Origin of the sequence: Tenacibaculum sp. FZY0031 (assembly GCF_036350695.1) — a bacterium.
In the GTDB taxonomy this organism is placed as follows: domain Bacteria; phylum Bacteroidota; class Bacteroidia; order Flavobacteriales; family Flavobacteriaceae; genus Polaribacter.
Window position 1 is genome coordinate 407040 of sequence record NZ_JAZDVY010000001.1, and the last position, 19908, is coordinate 426947.

21 protein-coding genes are annotated in these 19908 nt (G+C 30.8%); 16 read left to right on the forward strand and 5 right to left on the reverse strand.

Annotated features, from left to right (window positions below):
• The first annotated feature begins 30 nt into the window (after positions 1-30).
• From ffh to V1T75_RS01950, 7 genes are all read left to right on the forward strand, one after another.
• The gene (ffh, locus tag V1T75_RS01920; RefSeq protein WP_330486866.1) at positions 31-1359 is read left to right on the forward strand and encodes a signal recognition particle protein; all 1329 of its coding nucleotides are present in this window, start codon (positions 31-33) and stop codon (positions 1357-1359) included.
• Positions 1360-1811: 452 nt separating this feature from the next.
• Positions 1812-2696 carry a bifunctional methylenetetrahydrofolate dehydrogenase/methenyltetrahydrofolate cyclohydrolase FolD gene (folD, locus tag V1T75_RS01925; RefSeq protein WP_330486867.1) on the forward strand — a complete coding sequence of 295 codons (885 nt, stop codon included), beginning with the start codon at positions 1812-1814 and terminating at the stop codon, positions 2694-2696.
• A gap of 146 nt (positions 2697-2842) precedes the next feature.
• Entirely contained in the window at positions 2843-3022 is a 180-nt protein-coding gene (locus V1T75_RS01930) for a hypothetical protein (RefSeq protein ID WP_330486868.1), read from the forward strand.
• Positions 3023-3370: 348 nt separating this feature from the next.
• On the forward strand, positions 3371-3679 hold the full coding sequence (locus tag V1T75_RS01935) for a helix-turn-helix domain-containing protein (protein ID WP_330486869.1): 309 nt from the start codon (positions 3371-3373) through the stop codon (positions 3677-3679).
• Positions 3669-4895 (forward strand): DNA (cytosine-5-)-methyltransferase, encoded by a 1227-nt coding sequence (gene dcm, locus V1T75_RS01940; protein WP_330486870.1) that lies wholly within the window; start codon positions 3669-3671, stop codon positions 4893-4895. Before V1T75_RS01935 ends, dcm begins: the two co-directional genes overlap by 11 nt.
• Positions 4895-6091, forward strand: a complete 1197-nt coding sequence (locus tag V1T75_RS01945) for a hypothetical protein (protein ID WP_330486871.1) — start codon at positions 4895-4897, stop codon at positions 6089-6091. Before dcm ends, V1T75_RS01945 begins: the two co-directional genes overlap by 1 nt.
• The gene (locus V1T75_RS01950; RefSeq protein WP_330486872.1) at positions 6084-7484 is read left to right on the forward strand and encodes a Sau3AI family type II restriction endonuclease; all 1401 of its coding nucleotides are present in this window, start codon (positions 6084-6086) and stop codon (positions 7482-7484) included. Before V1T75_RS01945 ends, V1T75_RS01950 begins: the two co-directional genes overlap by 8 nt.
• A 139-nt stretch (positions 7485-7623) precedes the next feature.
• Here the strand turns inward: V1T75_RS01950 and V1T75_RS01955 are convergent, their stop codons facing one another.
• The 3 genes from V1T75_RS01955 to pepE all read right to left on the reverse strand — a co-directional run bounded on the left by V1T75_RS01955 (position 7624) and on the right by pepE (position 9545).
• Positions 7624-8247 (reverse strand): JAB domain-containing protein, encoded by a 624-nt coding sequence (locus tag V1T75_RS01955; protein WP_330486873.1) that lies wholly within the window; start codon positions 8245-8247, stop codon positions 7624-7626.
• 267 nt (positions 8248-8514) lie between these two features.
• Positions 8515-8706 (reverse strand): hypothetical protein, encoded by a 192-nt coding sequence (locus V1T75_RS01960; RefSeq protein WP_330486874.1) that lies wholly within the window; start codon positions 8704-8706, stop codon positions 8515-8517.
• 137 nt (positions 8707-8843) lie between these two features.
• Entirely contained in the window at positions 8844-9545 is a 702-nt protein-coding gene (gene pepE / locus V1T75_RS01965; protein ID WP_330486875.1) for a dipeptidase PepE, read from the reverse strand.
• A 210-nt stretch (positions 9546-9755) separates the two neighbouring features.
• Here pepE and V1T75_RS01970 point away from each other — a divergent pair, with 210 nt between their 5' ends.
• The 7 genes from V1T75_RS01970 (at position 9756) to V1T75_RS02000 (ending at position 16540) form a co-directional block, all read left to right on the forward strand.
• Positions 9756-10286, forward strand: coding sequence for a hypothetical protein (locus V1T75_RS01970; protein WP_330486876.1), 531 nt, complete (start codon positions 9756-9758; stop codon positions 10284-10286).
• A gap of 130 nt (positions 10287-10416) precedes the next feature.
• The gene (locus V1T75_RS01975; protein ID WP_330486877.1) at positions 10417-11193 is read left to right on the forward strand and encodes a carboxypeptidase-like regulatory domain-containing protein; all 777 of its coding nucleotides are present in this window, start codon (positions 10417-10419) and stop codon (positions 11191-11193) included.
• Positions 11194-11197: 4 nt separating this feature from the next.
• Complete coding sequence (locus V1T75_RS01980) at positions 11198-12016, forward strand: carboxypeptidase-like regulatory domain-containing protein (RefSeq protein WP_330486878.1); 819 nt, start codon at positions 11198-11200, stop codon at positions 12014-12016.
• 36 nt (positions 12017-12052) lie between these two features.
• Complete coding sequence (locus V1T75_RS01985) at positions 12053-12829, forward strand: carboxypeptidase-like regulatory domain-containing protein (protein WP_330486879.1); 777 nt, start codon at positions 12053-12055, stop codon at positions 12827-12829.
• A gap of 91 nt (positions 12830-12920) precedes the next feature.
• Positions 12921-13718 carry a carboxypeptidase-like regulatory domain-containing protein gene (locus V1T75_RS01990; protein ID WP_330486880.1) on the forward strand — a complete coding sequence of 266 codons (798 nt, stop codon included), beginning with the start codon at positions 12921-12923 and terminating at the stop codon, positions 13716-13718.
• 30 nt (positions 13719-13748) lie between these two features.
• On the forward strand, positions 13749-14240 hold the full coding sequence (locus V1T75_RS01995; RefSeq protein WP_330486881.1) for a DUF6702 family protein: 492 nt from the start codon (positions 13749-13751) through the stop codon (positions 14238-14240).
• Between the two features lie 71 nt (positions 14241-14311).
• Positions 14312-16540, forward strand: coding sequence for a M1 family metallopeptidase (locus V1T75_RS02000; protein WP_330486882.1), 2229 nt, complete (start codon positions 14312-14314; stop codon positions 16538-16540).
• A gap of 72 nt (positions 16541-16612) precedes the next feature.
• On the opposite strand, the gene V1T75_RS02005 is transcribed toward V1T75_RS02000, so the two are convergent.
• Entirely contained in the window at positions 16613-17047 is a 435-nt protein-coding gene (locus V1T75_RS02005; protein ID WP_330486883.1) for a hypothetical protein, read from the reverse strand.
• A 274-nt stretch (positions 17048-17321) separates the two neighbouring features.
• Between V1T75_RS02005 and V1T75_RS02010 the strand changes: the two genes are divergently transcribed.
• The gene (locus V1T75_RS02010; RefSeq protein ID WP_330486884.1) at positions 17322-19025 is read left to right on the forward strand and encodes a helix-turn-helix domain-containing protein; all 1704 of its coding nucleotides are present in this window, start codon (positions 17322-17324) and stop codon (positions 19023-19025) included.
• Between the two features lie 17 nt (positions 19026-19042).
• Here V1T75_RS02010 and V1T75_RS02015 read toward each other — a convergent pair whose 3' ends face one another.
• Positions 19043-19252, reverse strand: coding sequence for a hypothetical protein (locus tag V1T75_RS02015; protein ID WP_330486885.1), 210 nt, complete (start codon positions 19250-19252; stop codon positions 19043-19045).
• 484 nt (positions 19253-19736) lie between these two features.
• On the opposite strand from V1T75_RS02015, the gene V1T75_RS02020 reads away from it, so the two are divergent.
• Positions 19737-19904 carry a hypothetical protein gene (locus tag V1T75_RS02020; RefSeq protein WP_330486886.1) on the forward strand — a complete coding sequence of 56 codons (168 nt, stop codon included), beginning with the start codon at positions 19737-19739 and terminating at the stop codon, positions 19902-19904.
• The last annotated feature ends 4 nt before the right edge of the window (positions 19905-19908 follow it).

The following is a 19908-nucleotide window of genomic DNA, read 5'->3' on the forward strand; positions in this document are numbered from 1 at the left end:
ATTTGTGCCTCTAAAAAATGAAGCCGATACATGTTTAATAATTTAAGCGAAAAGTTAGATAAGGCGTTACATACGCTGAAAGGACACGGAAAAATTACTGAAGTTAACGTTGCGGAAACTTTAAAAGAAGTTCGTAGAGCTTTACTAGATGCCGATGTTAACTTTAAAATAGCAAAGAATTTTACCAAAACAGTAAAAGAAAAAGCCTTAGGTCAAGACGTATTAACTACGTTAAATCCTGGGCAATTAATGGTAAAATTGGTTAAGGATGAATTAACCGAGTTAATGGGTGGTGATACCGTTGGTGTTAACTTAGGAGGTTCACCTACTGTAATTTTAATGTCTGGTTTACAAGGTTCGGGTAAAACAACCTTTTCTGGTAAACTAGCTAACTATCTTAAAACTAAGAAATCTAAACAAGTTTTATTAGTAGGATGTGATGTATATCGTCCTGCCGCAATTAACCAGTTACGTGTTGTTGGAGAACAAATTGGTGTAGAAGTATATGCTGAAGAAGGAAATCAAAATCCTGTAGAAATTTCTCAAAATGCGATTAAGCATGCAAAAGCAAACGGTAAAAACGTGGTAATTATTGATACCGCGGGTCGTTTAGCTGTTGATGAAGAAATGATGACAGAAATTTCTAACATCCACAAAGCTGTAAAACCACAAGAAACCTTATTTGTGGTAGACTCTATGACAGGGCAAGATGCGGTAAATACAGCCAAAGCCTTTAACGATGTATTAAATTTTGACGGAGTTGTTTTAACTAAGTTAGATGGTGATACTCGTGGTGGAGCTGCTTTATCTATTAAATCGGTAGTAGACAAGCCTATTAAATTTATAGGTACGGGTGAAAAAATGGATGCAATTGATGTATTCCACCCTAGTCGTATGGCCGATCGTATTTTAGGAATGGGAGACGTTGTTTCGTTAGTAGAGCGTGCCCAAGAACAATACGATGAAGAAGAGGCTAGAAAATTACAAAAGAAGATTGCTAAAAATCAGTTTGGTTTTGATGATTTCTTAAATCAAATCAATCAAATCAAAAAGATGGGTAGCATGAAAGATTTAGTGGGTATGATTCCTGGTGCTGGTAAAGCCTTAAAAGATGTTGATATTGACGACGATGCTTTTAAAGGAATTGAAGCTATTATACACTCTATGACTCCTGAAGAAAGAAGTACGCCTTCTGTTATTAATGCGAGTCGTAAAAAACGAATTGCAAAAGGATCTGGTACTTCGGTACAGGAAGTTAACCAATTGATGAAGCAATTCGACCAAATGAGCAAAATGATGAAGATGATGCAAGGTGGTGGCGGAAGAAAAATGATGCAAATGATGAAAGGCATGAGATAATATAAAAAAGATAGGCTTCTGCCTGTCTTTTTTTATTTAGTTTACAGTGCCAAAGTAAACAGTATTCAGTAAGTTGTATTTATGGGAGTTAAAACTATTGAGTTCTTTCTATGTCATGTCGAGTGATTTTTCTGACTAAAAGGAAGATAAATTGTATTGAAACATTTAAAACGGGTTCTCGATACATCTCCCTCCAGTCGATACTCGAACTGACATATAGTATTTGAACTTAATTTATGATTAAAAAATAATACTTCTACTGAAGTAACTTTTAAAATATTACTATTGAATACAAAAGCAAAAAAGTTGGGAAATAAATCTATTATATGATTATCAATCCTGATAAATTTGGAATATAACAACACAACAATTACAACACAACAACTGTATACTGAAGACTGTGTACTGAAAACTCTTTACCAGGAACTGTATACTGAAAACTTAACAAGACTATGATTTTACTAGACGGTAAAAAGACATCAGCAGACATTAAAGAAGAAATTGCTTTAGAAGTAGCAGCATTAAAAGCAAACGATAAAAAAACACCCCATTTAGCAGCGGTTATCGTAGGTAATGACGGAGCAAGTTTAACCTATGTAAATGCAAAAGTAAAAGCCTGCGAACGTGTAGGTTTTGAATCTACTTTACTTCGTCTTCCTGAAGAAACTACTGAAGAAGAACTATTAAACGAAATTGCTATTTTAAATATAGATAACGATATTGATGGTTTTATAGTACAACTTCCCCTACCCGATCATATTGACGAACAAAAGGTATTAATGGCTGTAAACCCTGATAAAGATGTAGATGGTTTCCATCCTATGAATGTAGGAAAAATGGCTTTAAACTTACCTACGTATATTTCTGCCACTCCTTTCGGAATTTTAGAATTGTTAGACCGTTACAATATTGAAACCTCGGGTAAAAATGTCGTAGTTATTGGTCGCAGTCATATTGTAGGAAGTCCAATGAGTATTTTACTATCTCAAAAAAGAAAAGTAGGAAACGCTACAGTTACCCTAGCACACAGTAGAACCAAAAACTTAACAGAGGTAACCAAAAAAGCCGATATTATTGTGGCTGCCATTGGTATTCCTGAATTTTTAAAAAGTGATATGGTAAAAGACGGTGTAGTAATTATTGATGTAGGAATTACTCGTGTTGCCGACCCTTCTAAGAAAAGAGGTTTTAGATTGGTAGGTGATGTTGCTTTTAACGAAGTAGCAGAAAAAGCATCGCACATTACACCTGTACCGGGTGGTGTGGGCCCTATGACCATTGCTATGCTGTTAAAAAACACTTTATTAGCTTGCGAACGTAGACAAGAAGAGTGCTAACAAAATACACAACTATATAGTACAAAAGACTGCCTAAGGGCGGTCTTTTTTGTTATATACAACTCGTGTTAAACAACAAAAACAGTAATCATTGTAATAATAACAACTTATTTTATACTAATTATTAACACTAAATTATTTAAAACATGGATTATTATTACATATTACTATTGGTTATAGCCGCTTTTTTAGCTATTAAAGAAGAAAAGAAAACAAATAGAAAAAAGCAGTTTCGTTGGATTTATATAGTTTTAATAGGTGTTGCACTTGTGTATAACTTTGGAGAATCTATTGGACAAATGATTTATAAAATATCAAATACTTAATACATCTTAAAACTCCTAAATTAGGATAGCATAACGTAGCAACATATAACAACTTTAGATAAAATAACTTCTGGAATGCTAAGAACTCTAGCTATAAAACTGCTAAAAGGCAATACACTTAGACTGCTTCTAAGGGCAGTCTTTTTTTTATAGAAAACAGTTTATAGTTTCATTTCACTTTATATTTAAGTACTTTTTACCCATTCAGCACATTTTATTTTACTTTTGACTAAAAATAAAAAGAGCTTACCCTTCTCCCAATCCTCAAAAAATAATCTTAATTAAAAGTTGTAAAGCTGAATTGTTTTTCTAAATTTGGACAATATTTGTCTAAAACATTTTTGACCAATGAAAACATTAGGAGACACTTTAAAATACGCTAGGGAGGAAAAAGAATTGATACTTCGAAAAGTTGCTGCTGAAGTAGATATTGACCAATCTCTGATAAGTAAATTCGAAAAAAATGAACGGAAACCAACAATGGAGCAACTCATTAGACTTGCTAAATTTTACGGGCTTTCTGAAAGTGAATTAACCATTAATTGGTATTCAGAAAAAATTGCAGATGAATTAAAATATACAGAATCTACTTCTGAAATTCTAAAAGTAGCAGAAGAAAAAATCAAATATTATAAAACCCAAGTAAATGGAAAATAAGACATTAAAAGTAGCTGAATTGTTTGCAGGAGTCGGTGGTTTCCGCCTTGGACTTGAAAAGAGTAACTATAAAGTTGTTTGGAGTAATCAATGGGAACCTTCAACAAAAATGCAACACGCTTCATTAGTTTATGAAGCAAGGTTTGGTAAAGAGAACCATTCAAATCAAGATATTGCAACTGTTTCAACAAACGAAATTCCAGATCATGATTTACTTTGTGGTGGGTTTCCTTGCCAAGATTATTCTGTTGCAACAACATTGCATAATTCAAAAGGATTAAAAGGTAAAAAAGGAGTTCTTTGGTGGTCTATTCACCGAATTTTAGAAGAAAAAAAGAACAAGCCAAAATATCTATTTTTAGAAAATGTAGATAGACTTTTAAAATCACCTGCTAAACAAAGAGGACGTGATTTTGCGGTTATGTTGCAAAGTTTAAATGAACTAGGATATGCAGTAGAATGGAGAGTAATCAATGCAGCTGAATATGGAATGCCACAAAGAAGACGAAGGGTTTTCTTTATTGGTTATCATAAGTCTACAGAAATATATAAAAGGCTTCAAAAAGCAGAGAAAATCGATTGGTTAACAAAGGATGGAACAATTGCAAATGCTTTTCCTGTTAACAACACAAATTCAATTCAAGGAATTGAACTGAAAGGAGATTTAGTTGAAATAACAAATAATTTTAACAAAAACGGAAAGCTCTCTCCTTTTCAAAATACAGGTTTACTTGTAAATGGTAAAGTCTTCACTACTAAGACAGAGCCAAATTATGATGGTGAAAGAACTGTTTTAGGAGATATCCTACAAAACGGAGAAGTAACATCTGAATTTTTCATTAACGAAAATGATAAACCAAAATGGGAATATCTAAAAGGTGCTAAAAAAGAAAAAAGAACAACTAAAGACGGGTTTGAATACAATTATAGTGAAGGAGGAATGATTTATCCAGACGCTCTTGATAATGCTTCAAGAACAATAATTACAGGAGAAGGTGGAAAATCACCTTCAAGGTTTAAACACGTAGTTGTATCTGACAGAGGTTTAAGAAGATTGACACCTGTTGAATTGGAAAGACTAAATATGTTTCCTGATAATCACACCAAATTGGAAGGAATTACAGATACAAAACGAGCTTTTTTTATGGGAAACGCTTTAGTTGTTGGTGTAATTGAAAAAATAGGAGAAGAACTTTATAAACAAATAAATTCATAATGCCAGGGTATTTATTTAGTATTGGGAAAAAAAACAATAAACCTGACTTCGATTCATTAAAAGACTGTATAAACAAAGGAGTTTATTCTACAATTATACAAGAACCAAAAAATGGCTGGAATGGAACTTGGAATACTCCACAAGAAGGAACAGTTGCAGATTATCTTTCAATGAGAGAAGGAGATAATATTTATTTTTTTATTGACAGAAAAATTTATGGAATTGGTAGGTTGGTTAATATAAATGGTAATTGTAAATTTCTAAATTATCCCAATGCGAATGTTCCATATGATCAAGAATATAATGATATACAAGACCATTTACTTTATGATAATGGGCAAAATAGTGTAAACAATAGATTCATTTGCACATTCGAACCTTTTCCATATTTTTTTCAGAATGGAATTGATATGGATGAAATATTATCTTCTGCGCCAGAAAAATTCAAAATTTTAAGAGCTTTTTGGAAATTAAGCTTTATTAAATTTTCAGACACAGAAAATCAAGCTTTTAAAGACATTATATTAAGAAGAAACATTGATGCAATTAGTACCCCAAATAATGTTAATACCTTCGAGAGCAATTATCGGGTTAACCATAACATGATAAGAGAAAAAACAAATAATAATACTGATTATCAATTAGGAGTCGCACCTTTTTTAAACACTATAAATAATAAAAATGGAAGTTTAAGACATGAAATGGCTATTGAAGCATCACTTATTTATCAAATAACAAATAATTTACAAAATACAATAAACATATTCGGTTCTTGGGATTATATTACTCATCAAGTTATAGCTTCACCGTTTAAACCTGTTGATTATATGGATAAAATGGATGTTTTCGGCTATAAATATATCCAAAATCAAAAACCAACGATTTCAGATTATTTAGTAGTAGAAATAAAAAAAGATGTGGTTAACTCTCAAGACATATTACAATTAATGAAATACGTTGATTGGGTAAAAAATGAATACACCTATGGTGATTATAGTATGATTAATGCATTTATGCTTGGTTTTAGTTACACACAAGATGCTTTAGATACTTTTCTTAAAAATGTCGAGCGTAAATTCATAAAAGGTGTAAGACCTTCTGTTTCTACAGAATGGAAAAACGTAAAATTAATTCAGTACAAATTCAACGAAGAGAATAATTTATTAGACTTCACAGATATTACGCCAAATGAATAACAAAAGGAATTTTGATATAAACTCATCAAATTCAATTATTGAGTTTGCAAAACAGCTTAAAAAACAATCTTTAAGACAAGCTTGTGGTTCTGAAATTGAAAAACACGGTTATAAAGGAAAAGGAAATTTTGGTCAAATATTAGAGAAGTTTTATTTTGGTTATGAGCCAAATTCAGATGCTGAACCTGACTTTAAAGAAGCAGGGATAGAACTTAAATCAAGTCCTTTGAAAACTTTAAAAAATGGAGAGTTTCGTTCAAAAGAAAGGCTTGTTTTAAATATCATCAACTATCTTGAAGTTCACAAAGAAAACTTTGAGAATAGTTCGTTTTGGAAAAAAAATGCTCATTTGCTTTTAGTCTTTTATCTGCACGACAAAGATTTAGATTTACTTGACTACATAATTAAATTGGTTGATGATTGGAAGTACCCTAATGAAGATTTGAAAATTATCAAACACGATTGGGAAACAATTAATCAAAAAATAAAAGACGGAAAAGCGCACGAATTATCGGAAGGAGATACTTTTTATCTTGGAGCTTGTACAAAAGGTTCTACAGCCTTAAAATCCTATCGTGACCAACCTTTTAATAAAGAAAAAGCTAAACAAAGAGCCTATTCACTTAAACAGGGTTATGTAAATCATATAATTGCTAATATCGCTCAAGAAGAAAATGCGGTTTATGGAAAGATAATTGAACAGCCTGAAATCCTTGATGTACTACAATCAATTGAAGATGTTGTAATTTCTAAGTTTCAACCTTTTTACGGAAAATCAGCAGAACAAATTGAACAAGAGTTAGGTTTAGAATTAAACTCAAAAGCTAAAAGCTATTTTGCAAATCTTACTAATGCTATTCTTGGACTTAAACTCGGGCAAAAAATTGAAGAGTTTGAAAAAGCTGACATTCAAGTAAAAACTATTCGTCTTAAAGAAAATAATTTACCTAAAGAAGATATTTCATTTCCAACTTTTGAATATCAAAAATTAATTGAAACAGATTGGGAAGATTCTGATTTTAAAAACATTCTGGAAAGTAAATTTTTCTTTGTTTTCTATCAATTTGAGGGAGATAACTTAATATTAAGGAAAGTAAAGTTTTGGAATATGTCATATTCAGATATTATAGAAGCTAAATCTGTTTGGGATAAAATGAAAACAACCATTTCAAAAGGAAAAATTGTAAAAGAAGTAACAAACAAAGGTATTCGAAAGACCTATTTCCCGAAGAAAACGGAAAATAGAATTAGCCACGTTAGACCACACGCAAGAAATGCAGACGACACTTATAATTTACCAGTTGCCGACAAACTAACAGGGTTAACCGAATTTACAAAACATTGTTTTTGGTTAAATGCGAGTTACGTAAAAGATGAAATTTATGGGAAATAAGTCCAACACTATGTTTAAGCACATTTTATCCCTCATTCCTACGGTTACAAAATGCTTTCACATCAATACTGAATCACAAATTGAAAAAAGTCAGCGTATAAACTAGCTATCCCTTCCAACCAACTAAAAACAAACACTACTACCCCCTCCTAACACGCAACTTCTTTACCTCTTCAATGGTAAGACCTGTGGAGTCTGCAATGGTATTAGTATCAACACCTTTCCTTTTCAAGTTTTTAGCTATTTCTATTTTTTCATTACGTTTAGCAATTTCAGCAGCCTCTTTTTTAAGACGTTGCTCTAGCACATATTTAGGAACATATTTGGTACTTTTTGCTAACTCTTGTAAAAGGCCAGTATCGGCAAAACTCAAATAGCTTTTATCCGAAATAATTAAATGGTCTATAACATGGGTATTTACTATAATACCTACTTGTATCAACCTATCTGTTAGGTTTTTATCATTTACTGACGGAATTAACTCACCACTTGGGTGGTTATGACATAAAATAATTTTAACCGCTCTTTTTTGCAATGCAAAACTAAACACCTCCATAGGTTCAACCAAAGTAGCATTTACGGTACCTAAACTTATCAACTCAATAAAAAGAATACGGTTGTTGTTTTCTAGCCCTATAACCCAAAAGTGTTCACGGTTTTGGTCTATCTTACTTTCACGAAGCAATATTTTTTGCATTATTCCGTAAATAGCATCGGAATTTAATATTTTTATCTTCTCTTGTTCTGTCAATTTTATGTCCATATCGTAAAAATAGGATTTTTTCAAAGATAGCTTATATAGTTTTTATAGAAAGTAGTTTTTTTAAACAAGCAACTAGCATTTATTTTTTCTTGATAAAAACCGAAACCAACAATCAAAGCAGCACTAAAAAATTACTCCATATCACAGTTCTGTACTTCTTTCCTACTTTCTATATCTTAACGTGTACCATAAGTACTGTAACCTTAAAATATAAAAAAAACTCCAAACGTTTGTTTGGAGTTTTCATTTTAAATATGTTTTTGCTGTTTAACAAACACAATGCGACCAATCTAACCCATAAGTATTTAATTGGTGCTCTAAATATAACTGTCTGTCTTCTTCACCTCTCCAGGTAAAGCTACAAAATTGTTCACAAGATGAAAATGGAAATCCACCCTTTACTTCTTGTTGTTCTTTTCTGTTTAATGTTTTACCTAAATTTAAAATTTGTTTTTTCATAATTAAAATTTTACTTTTTTTAAATTCTTGGTCTTTTAAAGACACCCAAGTTTATGTCTATTCTCCGCGAAAATTTGTTTATAAAGATATACATACCTGTTAAAACACTGTATATACCCCTTTTATTTTTTTTTATTTTAAACGATAACTTCGGTGCCACTTTCTAGCTCTACAGGCTCTTTTCCTTGTTTAAATAAGCGTGCAGTATAGTTTCCTCGTAATACAATTAAACCTCCATTAACTTCTAGCCAGCTACCTTCTCGCAACCCTAAAACTGGTGTTTCATTAAATACATGGTATTCTTTAATACGTGTTTCTCGTGTTTCTCCCATATGAGTAGAATCAGGATTGGGGTCTAAATAATGCGCATTAATATTAAACGGAATAAACCCTAAAGTGGTAAAACTTGGCGGATATACGATAGGCATATCGTTCGTATTCATCATTGTTACTCCACAAATATTGCTTCCTGCACTCGTACCTAAATACGGTGTTCCGTTTTCAACTGCTCTTGTTAAATCGGATAAAACTTCGTTTTTATACAATTGGTTTACCAGTTCAAACGTATTACCGCCACCTGTAAAAATAGCCTCTGCTTGCTGTATTGCTTTCTTCGGATTATCAAACTCATGTATACCTACAACTTTTTTATGTATTGTTGCAAAAGCCTTACGAGCTACAGCAGTATACTCATCATAGGTTTTTCCACTTGCTCGTGCATACGGTATAAATAATACGGTAGAGGCTTCTTTAAAAAAAGTAGTTAGGGTTGGTAACATATATTCAAGGTACTCACTTCCATGAACAGTAGATGTACTTGCTATAATTAGTTTTTTCATTTTTTCTTTGTTAAATGTTTTACAATTTACTTTTACAAGTGTTAAACAGGTGTTTTACAACCTACTATAAATACTATGCTTTACGAGTATTTATGGCTAAAATATGTAGTTAAAAAGAAACCGTAAAATTTTTAATAAATAAAGTAGGGTTATTCAAGTCCTAGTTGTTTTTGTAGGTGTTATTTTATAAATCAAAAAGCATATAAAACTATGAAAAAATTATTTTTCCTCTTTACCATTACATTTTTATTCTCTTGTTCAGATTCTATTGAAATTCCCATAACTGAAAATGCATCAATAAAACCTGAAGGTACTTGGAGTTTAACGAGCTTAACCTCTGAAACAACCACTAAGGTTACTTCACGTATTTTATCTTATGAAAGTAAATCTAATGTTTATGGAGAAGAATATAACTTTTCGTTTAATTTTTCACAAAACCCTAACAAATATACTACTAAGGGTACGGTGAACATCGTTACTAAAACGAAAATAAATGATACGGTAGAAACTACAAACCATAAAGCTACCGCTGTTCAGGGGTTAAGTGCTGGTAAATGGGAAGTTAGTGGAAATGAACTAATCTTTAAAAATGGTAGTAGCAATGTAATACAATCAAAATTTACTATCGAATCGTTTTCTAAAAACAGCATGGTATTAAAACAAGACTTATCTGAAAACAAAACAGAGAACAACGACGTTATTGCAATTACAGGAACAGCAACTCTAGTATTAGAAAAATAAAGGATGCTACAAGTATTAAAAATTACAAGACCAACTAAAAGTTACTTTTTAGTTGGTCTTTTTTTTATTTAACAAAAGTTTACAAACTTCTTAAAACATTTTTAAGACTGCTTGGTGGTTTATTTGTAATATGAGAAAATGGTTACTTGTTCTTTTTAGTTGCTTTTCTTGCGTGGTTATCGCACAAAACACACCAAAAATTATAACTGGTACTGTGTTTATAGATAGTATTGCTACCCAAGATGTACACATTATTAATAAAAAACTAGCTATTGGCGCTGTTTCTAATGAAAACGGACGCTTTGAAATTCTAGCTACCGAAAACAACGTCTTACTAATTTCTCATCTTAATTTAGAATATAAAGAAGTTACCATTACTAAAGAGCATATGAAAACCAAAAACATAGTTGTTTTTGTTGATAGTAAAACACATATGTTAGAGGAAGTTGTGTTAGAAAAACAAAAAAGTATTTTAGAAATTGATAGCGATATACTTACCAATGCCCCTGTTGTTAATGCCAGTACCTTAAAACTACCTTATGCCAACGTAACACCTACAAAAGACGAAAAAACAGTAAAAATAGCATCAGGTGTAGCCGTGAGCTTAACAGGACTTATAAATGCCCTTAATGGAACAAACAAACGAAAAAAGCAATTAAAAAAAATTACTATTGAAGATAAAAGCATTGAAAAAATTAGAAAACACTTTACAGATGGTTTTTTTATACGACAACTAAAAATAAAGAAAGAACATATTAATCAGTTTTTACAAGCCTGTATTTCTAAAGGAATTATAAACTTGTATACTAAAGACAAAGTTTTAGAACTTACTGCTGTTTTAATTGAAAACAGTAAAACCTCCCCTTACCTACTAGAAAATGAAAATATAAGAGTTACCAAAAAATAATTGCATGATAAAACAACTACCCATTACACTTTTACTTTTAATTACTTTAGGTGCTACCGCTCAAAAAAAACGGACGTTCTTATACGGTCTTTTAATCGACGAGCTCGGGGTTATACCCAATGCCCACGTAATTAACCTTACGACCAAGCAAGGTACATTTAGCAACGATATAGGTAAATTTAGAATTTTAGCAAAACCTAGCGATAGCTTACAAATTTCCTTTGTAGGATACCAAACTAAAAAGATTGAGGTTACGAGTCTTCATTTTGGGATGGAAGAAAATGAGATAAAACTAATGAAAGCTCCATTTGAACTAGAGGAAGTGGAAATAAAAAAACACAACTTAATTGGTTCTATAGCTATAGATATAAAACAAACACCTAAAGATATTGGCATGGAAAAAGCTAAAAAAGCGCTAGATTTTTCTAAGATTGATTTTAGTGAAAAAGTAATTTTGGAAATTGATGAAATGGATAGATCACAAGCTCCTAATATGAGAAAAACCACAGACCCTACAGCTAATTTTGCAGGCGTAGGTACCAGTTTTAGTTCTGGCCTTGATGCATACTCACAGCGGCTTAAAAAAACCCGAAAAACAATAAAATATAAAGAACGTTTTCCGAAAATGCTACTCTCTGACTTTGGAGAACACTTTTTTTTTAAAGAACTAAGCATACCCAAAGACAGGTACCTCCATTTTTTAGAATATTGTAACCCGCTAGGTATAGAAAAGTTGTATAAAGAAAAACAACTTTTAAAAGTGATTGCTATCTTACAACAACAAAGTAAAAGCTACTTAAAAGTAATTAACGAAAAAGAATAAGGCCAACTGCTTTTAAATAATATAGTTACCAAACACATGAAAAACATACTCCCTTCAATTATTTGTCTGTTTTTAATAATAAAAGTCACAGCACAAGAAAACAGAAAATTCTTTTATGCTACCCTACAAGACGAAGTAAGTGCTGTTGCTAATGCACATGTTATTAACCTAAATACGAAACAAGGAACTTTTACGAATAATAATGGTGAGTTTAGGGTTTTAGCCAAAGCAAATGACACTTTACAAATTTCGTTTGTGGGTTATGAAACTAAAAACTTTGTAGTAGATGTCAATCACTTCGGAATGCAAGAAAATTACATTCAACTAAAAAAAGTACCTATTGAATTGGACGAGATAGCCATAAAAAAACATAATTTACTCGGCCATATTACTTCTGATACCAAACACATAAAATCTAAAAAAGAAATAAACGCTGAAACATTAAACCTACCCTTTGCCGGTTCTAGAATACTTACGCCTGCTGAAAGAAGACTACATACTGCTACTTCAAGTTATGGAGGAATCGCAATTGACCCCTTACTGAATTGGATTTCTGGCAGGATAAAAAAACTAAAAAAATTTAAAGCTATTGAAGACAAAGAAAAAAGAATCGAACATATACGCAACAACTACCACATACTTATTGAATATGAGTTAAAAATACTAAAGGAAGATATTGATCGGTTTATCTATTTTGTTGAATCTGCTAACGATTTTACTCCCTCTTTCTTACATAATGAAGTTACCATGATACTGTTTTTACAAAAGAAATCAGACGAATTTAAAAAACTAAACCCAAAAAACTATAAGTAAAATACTCCCCTTGTCATTTGGTTATTTAGGAAATACTTTCTTAAATATTTTGTACCTTTAGGTGTAACTGTAAACTAACCCTATAAATACCATGAAAAAAGCACTATTTGCCTTATTATTTTTATCTCAACTATCATTCTCACAAGAAGAACGAAAAACACTTTTTGGAATTGTGTATGATGAAAATGGGGTGTTAGAAAATGCTCATATTGTTAACTTTTCAACAAATCAAGCTACATTTTCTAATGAAAAAGGGGAATATCGACTTTTTGCCAGACCTACAGATTCTATTAGGTATAGTAGTATTGGTTATAAAACCATTTATGAAAAACTAACCAAAGCAGATTTTAATACGTATAGAAAAAGAACAACTCTTGAAAAACAAGACTATGAACTCGATGAAGTGTTATTAAGAAACAACGAATTATCGGGAGAATTAGTCAAAGATCTTAAAAAAGTAAAACGAGATAAAAACTTAGCAATAGCTAGTAATGCTACCGACTTTTCTAATGTTAATTACACTAATTACCATTCAGATGATTACATAAGCAAACATGTAAAGCCTACTGTGGTTAACGTTGATCCTACCAAAGCCTTTGAAGGTATGGGTACTACCAATACGTTTCCTGTGAAAGACTCAGAAAAACTATGGAAACTTCGTAAAGAATTAGCTTTTAAAGAAAGTATGCCTACAAAACTACTTAATGAATTAGGTGAAGACTTCTTTTTTGGTGAGCTTGAAATACCTGTAGATAAATACTATCACTTTTTAGAATATTGTAATCCCTTAGGTATAGAGAAACTATACCAAGATCGTGAAGTGTTAAAAGTGATAAAAATATTTAGAAAAGAACATACAGAGTACCTTAAAATTATTGAAAAATACTAATTTGGCGCAATAATTGATTTTTAATCAACCATGAAAAAACTTGTTGTCCTTTTATTTATACTTCCTTTACTATCATTTACCTTACATAAATACTATGTTGCATTAACCGAGATTGAATACAGAGAAGATACACGTAGTATACAAATGATTATGAATGTTTTTATGGATGATATTGAGCTTGCCATTAATAAAGATTATGATACCAACTTACAAATTGCTACCAAAAATGAGTTGAAGTTAATTGATGACCTTTTTTACAAATACTTAAAAGCGCATTTTAAAATTACTATTAACAATGAAGAAAAAACCTATAAATTTATAGGTAAAGAATACGAAGGAGATATTGTTTACTTTTATTTAGAAATTGAAAATGTTTCGTTGCCTAAATCAATAAACGTGGAAAACACTATTTTAGTAGACCACTTCCCCGATCAACAAAACCTTATTAAAGCAACTGTTAAAAAAGAACGCAAAAGTTTGTTTTTATCGAGTGATAATGATAAAGGTTTGTTAAATTTTTAATAAAGCCTCTTTTATAGTAATAAGATTTCATTAACTTTCCGCTTATTTATTCAAAAACTAATAAGCATATAATGAGAAAATATTCTACGCTACTATTTTCAGCGCTCTTTGTATCTGCTTCTTTATTTGCCCAAGAAGCTCCTAAAAAAGAACGTCAACAAGGTCATACCGATCAAAACAAATTCCGACAATTAAAAGATGTACTAGCAACTCCTAACAATCAACGTACTGCATCAGGAGCTCCAGGACATGCTTACACACAACAAAAAGTTGATTACGTAATGAACTTACGTTTAGATGAAGCTACAGATAGATTGTATGGAGACGAAGATATTACTTACCACAATAATTCTAAAGACCATTTAGAGTATTTATGGTTACAGCTAGATCAAAATATGCGAGCTCCAGATTCTAAATCGCCTTTAGCAGAATCTAAAAGTGTTGCTGGTTTTCAAACTCCAGATAAATTTGTGAGTGAAAACATGGGCAAGCCTAAAGCCTTTGGTTTTAATATTGAAGCTGTAAAGTATGCTGATGGTAGAGACTTACCTTATACCATTAATCGTACAATGATGCGTATTAACTTACCTAAGCCATTAGCTCCAGGTGAAGTTTTTAAATTTAAAATTAAGTGGAACTACTTAATTAACAATTCTGTTGAAGATGGTGGGCGTTCAGGTTTTGAATCTTTTCCTGATGGAAATAAAAACTATACCATTGCTCAATTCTTTCCAAGACTGTGCGTATACAATAATGTAGAAGGATGGCAAAACATGCAATTCTGGGGTCGTAGTGAATGGGCTTTAGAGTTTGGTGATTACGATGTAAAAATTACCGTTCCTGCAGATCATATTTTAGATGCTACTGGTGAGTTACAAAATGAAAAAGAGGTTTTAAGCAAAGAGCAACGTAAGCGTTTTGAAAAAGCTAGAAAATCGTATAAAAATCCTGTTTTTATTGTTTCTCAAAAAGAGGCTGAAGAAAACGAGAAGCGAGGCACTACCCAAACTAAAACTTGGCATTTCAAAGCAAACCAAGTACGTGACTTTGCCTTTGCTTCATCAAGAAAATATATTTGGGATGCGATGGCAGTAAACATTAACGGTAAAACTGTTATGGCTGTGTCTTTATACCCAAAAGAAGGAAATCCGTTATGGGAAGAGCATTCAACTCGTGTAGTTGCTAATACCTTAGAAGAGTACTCTAAAATGACTTTCGATTATCCATATTCTAAGGCGGTATCTGTACACGCAAAGCGCCAAGGAATGGAGTACCCTATGATTTGTTTTAACTACGGACGTCCAAACCCTGACGGAACGTATTCTGATAGAGTTAAAAACGGAATGATTGGGGTAATTACTCATGAGGTTGGTCATAACTTCTTCCCTATGATTGTAAATTCAGATGAGCGCCAATGGACTTGGATGGATGAGGGACTAAACTCTTTTGTAGAAATTTTAGCGGAACTAGATTACGATCCAAACTTCAATACAGGTAACTTACCTAAAGACATTGTTCGTTATATGAGCTTAGATCAAAATAGATTGAGTCCTATTATGTCTCAAGGAGATTATGTACACAATTTCGGCCCTAATGCTTATACCAAACCAGCCGCTGGTTTATATATGTTACGTCAAACAATTATGGGACCTGAATTATTCGATTATGCCTTTAGAACCTATTCTAAAAGATGGATGTTTAAGCACCCTACTCCTGCCGATTTCTTTAGAACAATGGAAGATGCTTCAGGAATGGACTTAGATTGGTTTTGGAGAGGTTGGTTCTATACAACTGATTATACTGATATTGGAATTAAAGAGGTTAAGCCTTTATATTTAACCAATAAGCCAAATGAAGAAACTAAGAAATTACAACAACAGTATCCTTCTTACTTTGCTCAATTAGGTAAATTAGTATACTTAACTACTGATAAAGAAGATGCTGATAAATCTGAAGTTGAAGCATATATTAAAGGATTGTCATCTGATAAAAAAGCTAGCTTACAAGACATTCCTAACTATATGTATCAGGTTGAATTTGAAAAACCAGGAGGCTTAGTTATGCCTATTATTGTAGAGTTAACATATGCTGACGGTTCTAAAAAACGTGAAACTTTCCCAGCTCAAATATGGAAGAAAGATGAGCGTAAAGTATACCGAGTGTTTACTTCATCACAAGAAATTAAAAGTATTGTTGTAGATCCTGATTTAGAAACTGCCGATATTGATACGTCAAACAACAGCTGGCCTAAACAAACAACAAACAAGTTTGATGCTTTTAAAAACAAAGCAAAAAATTAATACGGTTTACCAAAACCTAGTCATAAAAAAAGCAGCCTTTTAGGCTGCTTTTTTTTATGTACCGTCTTATTATTATTTGCTAAATAACTTATTTACCTCTTCATAAGTTAGTAATTTAGAAACCGTCATAATATCTGGGTCTCTACTTACATACTGTTGAATTTGCAGCACAACAATTCCATCAACTTTTGTATATTTTAACCAAATTACATCACCATTTGCCTTAATTTTATATGGATCTCTAGGGTTTTCTTCAAAGCCTTTTATCATTATTTGATATAGCTTTTCTACATCGTTATCTAAGTTTTTAAATGAAAAATGAACATACTCATGAATAGGATCGTTGATATTCTTATAATAAAAATTATACGCTTCATTTCCTATTTTTTCCAAGTAAACATATTCTATTTTCCCTACTATTTCAGTTTTTGTGGTTTCAATAAATTCAATTTGAGAATACGAGGCTACAGAAAATAAAAGACCTGCTAATAAAAGAAGTTTTTTCATAAAGTTTAAGGGTTTAAGTTTGATATTGTTTTTAATTTTTTAAATATAACTAAAACAACAACGCTTTTTACTTATAAAAAGTATTTTATACTTTTAATTATCTTCTAAATCTTACCTTTAAAATTATTAATTATGTTTACACTAGCTTTTTATTCTACTAATACGCTATAAACCATTAAAAAAGAATAAAACAAGCAACAACTAAATAGTTAAAAATATTTAAATATTTTTTATTTTGCAGTGCTAAATAATTCGTTAAGCTTTCTAATAAATCATGTTAAAACAAATCTCATTTTTCTTCTTAGTCCTTTTTACTTGTTTTGTTTCCTTTGCTCAAACAATAAAGAAGTATCGTGAAAGTGATTTAAAAGATTTTAAAAATAAGTTTTACCAAAATAGAGAAATTGGTGTTGACAGTTCACTGTATTACATGAACAGACTTATAGAGAGTAATGACATTGCTTATAAAACTTTTGGATATGCCGCCACAGAATATTTAAAAGTAAGAGAGAAACAGGCTATAAATATTCCTTTTAAAGACAGTATAAATAAATACCTTCCTAAAATTGCCAAAACCAATAAAAATTACACTTTATTATTTGACATCCATATTTTACTAGGTAATACTAATAAAAGAAGAAAGTTAATTAAACCAGCTTTACAAAATTATATCACCGCAGAAAATTATGCTTTATTAGCTAAAGATATTAATCGAACCATTAAAATAAAAGGGAATATAGCACTTATTTATCAAGATATGGAAGAGCTTGACAAAGCGCTAAATAAAGCTAAAGAAACCCTTGAGCTTATAGAAACGAATAAAGAAACTCTTTCAAACAAATACTACAGTAGTAAGTATAAAAGAATGTTTAATGTTGCTGCTATTTATGCCTCCTTATATAAAAATGATAAGGATAAACATCAATACGCAGACTCTTCATTACATTACTATAATTCCCTATTAGAAACAAAAGAGTTCAATCTTAACAGCTATTATACAGGTAAGGTTTATTACGGTATGGGTACTGTTTATACCTTAAAAGAAGCATATTCTAAAGCCAGTTCTTACCTTGAAAAAAGCTTAGTGTTATTTACAAAAAGTAAATCACAATCTTATTTATATAAAAGTTATTACAATAACGGTTTAAATTATTATAATTTAAATAAATTAGAAAAGGCTAAACAAAACTTTTTAGCTGCTCTCAGTATAAAAAAAGATACCATTTTAGATGATAATTACATTAAAATGCATGGATATCTTTCGCAAATTTATACTTATCAAAATAAAGTAGATTCTGCCAATTATTACTTAAACACCTACATACGCAACCATTCTAAAGTTTCATCGAGAGATAGAGAGCAATTTAAAGAAGCAATTAAAATTGATTTTGATCAAAAAATAAAAGATTTAAAAGAAGATAGTACTAAAAAGAGTTTTTACTACGAAATTATAGTTATTAGTTTGATAACTATAGTATTGTTTATTTCTTTTTTAGTGTTTAAAAACGCTAAAGAAAAAAAGAGAACAAAGAAAAAATTAAATGATCTGTTAGAAAAAATTTCAAAAAAAGAAGACCTAACTGAAAAATCTTTTTCGCTATCAAATCCATTAAAAATAAAAGACGAACAACACCAACAAATTATAAATGGCTTATTAAAAATAGAAGAAAAAAAGTACTTTTTAAAAGAAGAATTTAATTTATATAATGCGGCAAAAAAAATAGGAACTAATACTACCTACTTATCAAAAATCATTAAAGATTATAAAAAAATGAGTTTTAATGATTATACAAATGAGTTGCGAATTAATTATATTATTGGTGTATTAAGCAATGACAAAAAAGTGAGGTCTTATACAACACAAGCTATTGGAGAAATAGCTGGCTATAAAAATGCTAAATCTTTTACTCGAATATTTAAAAAGCATATAGGAATAACTCCTTATCAATTTATAGAAAAAATCAATAAAGAGTTATAGTGTTTCTTGCAAGTATCTTAAACTCTTAATTTGTTTTTACCATCGTAGCATTTATCTTTTGTACTACCTGAAGGTAACGTAAAACAGTCTTCTTCTCCATCTGTATCGGGGCCTCCAAAATCTACTTTATTAGCAGGTATCTCAACTGGATCTCCTGCAAATATTTTAATCTTTTCTTCTGTTGTCAATTCGTACTTTGTTAATAACTCAATAGATAAACGTTTCATAAGTTTTAATTTTTCTGTTTAGGTAAAGTTAATTTTTTTTATCTATTCTTTTTCCTTTACCAACCTTTACACACACACAAACAATCCAACATACTAAAAAACAAACACTTAACCACTAATCAATAGTGCTATTTTTTTAAAATAGTACCTGCTTTTTTCTTAAATAGTCACTTAGTACTTTTCTTTTGTTCTATCTATTTTTTAATATTTGGGATACATAATTCTTAAATGCGGCTCCTGAAAAGCATATAATATAGAGTAAGGAAAACTAAAATTAATTAACCATGTTAAAATCAATTTCAAATTTTGGAAACGTTTTGAATAAATCGGAACAAAGAGAAATTAATGGGGGACAAATTGTTTGCCCTAGAGGAACTTATTTAAAATGTAATTGGATAAGATGTTGGTGTGAACCGGAATATGTTGAAGAATTACCTGTAGACTTTGACCACTAAAAATTATCAATAACTAAAACTAAATAATCATGTTAAAATCAATTGTAAACTTAGGAAACGTTTTGAATAAATCGGAACAAAGAAAAGTTAATGGGGGACAAATATCTTGCCCTAGAGGGCAAGTACTAAGATGTAACTGGTTAGGCTGCTGGTGTGAAGCTGAAATAGATGATACACCTGAAGAATTTAAAAAATAAAAGC